Here is a 2,941-nt window from a genome sequence, read left to right on the forward strand (position 1 = left end):
ATATTACCTGTAGAAGAGCCTAAAAATATTTTTATTCCAGCAACATTCTTCGGATTTGTTTTTAAAACTTCATCCAGATTATCATTGGTTGCTCCCATCATAAACGAATAATTCGCATAGGATTTCTCAGCAGCTAATTGGTATTTTTGTTCTAAAATTTCCTGTGTTACCGCATTAGGAATCGTGTTAGGTTGTTCAATATAGGATGTGATTCCACCAGCAACTGCGGCTTTTGACTCAGATTCTATATCTCCTTTATGAGTAAGTCCTGGTTCTCTAAAATGCACTTGATCGTCGATTGCTCCAGGCATTAAATAATTACCTTCGGCATCAATAATTTGACATTCAGATGATTTAGGGCTAATGCTTTCAGAAATTTCGACGATTATGTCATTTTCTATCAAAACATCTCCTTCAAAAATAGTCCCTTCGTTTACAATTTTGGCATTTTTTATTAAAACCCTATTCATTTTTCTTTTCTTTATAAGGTGTTAACTAATTTTTTTAAACGGAGTGCAATGACTCCTAAAACGGCTTCTTTAAAAATAGCACTACTCATTTTAGACTGCCCTTTGGTTCTATCTGTAAAAATTATAGGCACTTCAACAATTTGAAAACTTTTGCAAAAAGTTCTGTATTTCATTTCTATTTGGAAGGCGTAACCCACAAATTTAATTTTATTTAAATTAAGACCTTCAAGTACTTCTTTCTTGTAGCAAATGAAACCTGCCGTTGCGTCATGTATTTTCATTCCTGTGACCATTTGCACATAAACTGAAGCAAAATAAGACATTAAAACGCGGCTCAAAGGCCAGTTTACAACATTTACCCCTGTCACATAACGTGATCCAATAGCTAAATCAGCACCCCCAAAATGGCAAGCATCATACAGTTTTTCAAGATCATTTGGATTATGCGAAAAATCAGCGTCCATTTCGAAAACATAGCTATAATTATTTTTCAAAGCCCATTTAAAACCGTGCACATAAGCCGTACCTAGACCTAATTTTCCTGCTCTTTTTTCTAAAAATAATCTCCCTTCAAATTCTGATTGAAGCATTATCACCTTGTCAGCAGTTTGATCTGGCGAATTGTCATCAATAACGAGAATATGAAACGGTTTATGCTGTGAAAGCACTGATCTTATAATGCTTTCGATGTTTTCAATTTCGTTATAGGTTGGAATTATAACAATGCAATCGTTCATATTTAGAGTAATTTCACCGCAAAAGTAAACTTTTTATACGATTTGATTCATAATAAAATTATAATAAAAAGATTGAAATAAAAAATCATTAATTTTGCATCGTCATGATTGAAAATGTACTACATCCAAGAATAATAGAAAATAAAGAATGGGCTACGGCATTATTTGTAATGTCATTTGCTACCATAGCACTTACAAAATCAATTTTCGAAAATAGATTTGCGGATTTTGCTAATTTAATTTTTTCAGATAAATATACTAAAGTTTACAAAGATAGTATTCACCTTAAAAGTGGTTTTACCATTTCATTATTTTTTGTTCAAATCATTTCATTAGCCTTCTTTATTCAACTTTCGTTGGCTCATTTGGGATACACATCCAAAACGGATTGGGTTTTATATATTCAAATAATTACTTTTCTTATTTTCTTTATTTTATCTAAATTTTTAATTGAGAAAATTATCGCCACCGCATTCAATATGGAGGAATTTGTTGAACAATTTAACCTCCAAAAAGTCACTTATAGAACCTATATTGGATTATTCATACTTCCAATCAATGTTATTTTATTTTATTACGACTCTATTTCTAGAAATATTTTGTTTGTACTTATTGCAATTATTTTGATTACAAATGTTTTAACTTATTTAGTTTCAATAAAAAATTATCAAAATTTAATATTCAGCAAGTTATTTTATTTTATTTTATATCTTTGCGCTCTCGAAATAGCGCCGTATTATTTCCTATATTATTGGTTTACAAAAGGTATTGCTTAGAAAATTTTAGATATGAAAGTGAAAACAATTTTGGTGTCACAACCCGAGCCTAAAGTGGAAAATTCTCCTTACTTTGAGCTTCAACAAAAGCATAAAGTGAAAATTGATTTCAGATGTTTCATCCACGTAGAAGGCGTTAGCGCAAAGGAAATTAGACTTCAGAAAATTGATCTTAATAACTTTACCGCAATTATATTAACGAGTAAAAACTCTGTGGATCACTTTTTTAGAGTTGCAGATGAAATGCGTTATAAAGTTCCTGAAGGATTGAAATATTTTTGTCAATCAGAAGCTGTTGCTTTTTATCTTCAAAAATATGTAGTGTATCGCAAACGAAAAATCTACGTTGGTTCAAAAGATTTTGCCGATTTATCTCCATTAATAAAAAAATATAAAGACGAAAAATTCTTATTACCTGCTTCAGACCAATTAAATCCTGATGCACCTGTCACACTAAATAACCTAAAAGTGGACTGGACACAAGCTGTTTTTTACAAGACGGTTATGAGCGATTTGGCAGATTTGGCGGATGTTTATTATGATGTTTTGGCATTCTTTAGCCCGACAGGAATAAAATCATTGTTTATGAATTTCCCTGACTTCAAGCAAAATAATACTCGAATTGCTGTTTTTGGAAGTTCAACCCAAAAAGAAGCTTTAGAACATGGTTTGAGAATTGATATTCTAGCACCAACTCCAGAAACCCCATCAATGTCAATGGCATTGGAAAAATATATTGTAGAAGCAAATAAAGCGAAATAGGCTAATTTTTACAGAATATAAATCAAAAAAATCCGCTTCAATTATAAATCGAAGCGGATTTTGTATTTTATGGTTTAATAGTCAAAAATAGTTGGTGAAAATGCTGTAAAGCATTATAAAATATGATGTTTCCAAAAGTTTATTGAAATTCGTTTCAATAAACTTTTTTATTTATGACAAATTCAAAAAAAAGCGT

3 protein-coding genes and 1 pseudogene are annotated in these 2,941 nt (G+C 30.8%); 2 read left to right on the top strand and 2 right to left on the bottom strand.

Features of this window, described 5'->3' with window-relative positions; genetic code table 11:
• Together PHC28_RS17745 and PHC28_RS17750 are read right to left on the bottom strand one after the other, a co-directional pair.
• A pseudogene (locus PHC28_RS17745) lies at positions 1–470 on the bottom strand (dihydroorotase); the annotation flags it as partial.
• A gap of 11 nt (positions 471–481) precedes the next feature.
• A complete protein-coding gene (locus PHC28_RS17750; protein ID WP_300103657.1) occupies positions 482–1,207 on the bottom strand; it encodes a polyprenol monophosphomannose synthase in 726 nt (241 codons plus the stop codon).
• A 104-nt stretch (positions 1,208–1,311) separates the two neighbouring features.
• Here PHC28_RS17750 and PHC28_RS17755 point away from each other — a divergent pair, with 104 nt between their 5' ends.
• Both PHC28_RS17755 and PHC28_RS17760 read left to right on the top strand, forming a co-directional pair.
• Positions 1,312–1,983 (top strand): DUF4271 domain-containing protein, encoded by a 672-nt coding sequence (locus PHC28_RS17755; protein ID WP_300103659.1) that lies wholly within the window; start codon positions 1,312–1,314, stop codon positions 1,981–1,983.
• Positions 1,984–1,995: 12 nt separating this feature from the next.
• Positions 1,996–2,745, top strand: a complete 750-nt coding sequence (locus PHC28_RS17760; protein ID WP_300103661.1) for a uroporphyrinogen-III synthase — start codon at positions 1,996–1,998, stop codon at positions 2,743–2,745.
• Positions 2,746–2,941: the final 196 nt, after the last annotated feature.

Origin of the sequence: Flavobacterium sp. (assembly GCF_028712645.1) — a bacterium.
GTDB lineage: Bacteria > Bacteroidota > Bacteroidia > Flavobacteriales > Flavobacteriaceae > Flavobacterium.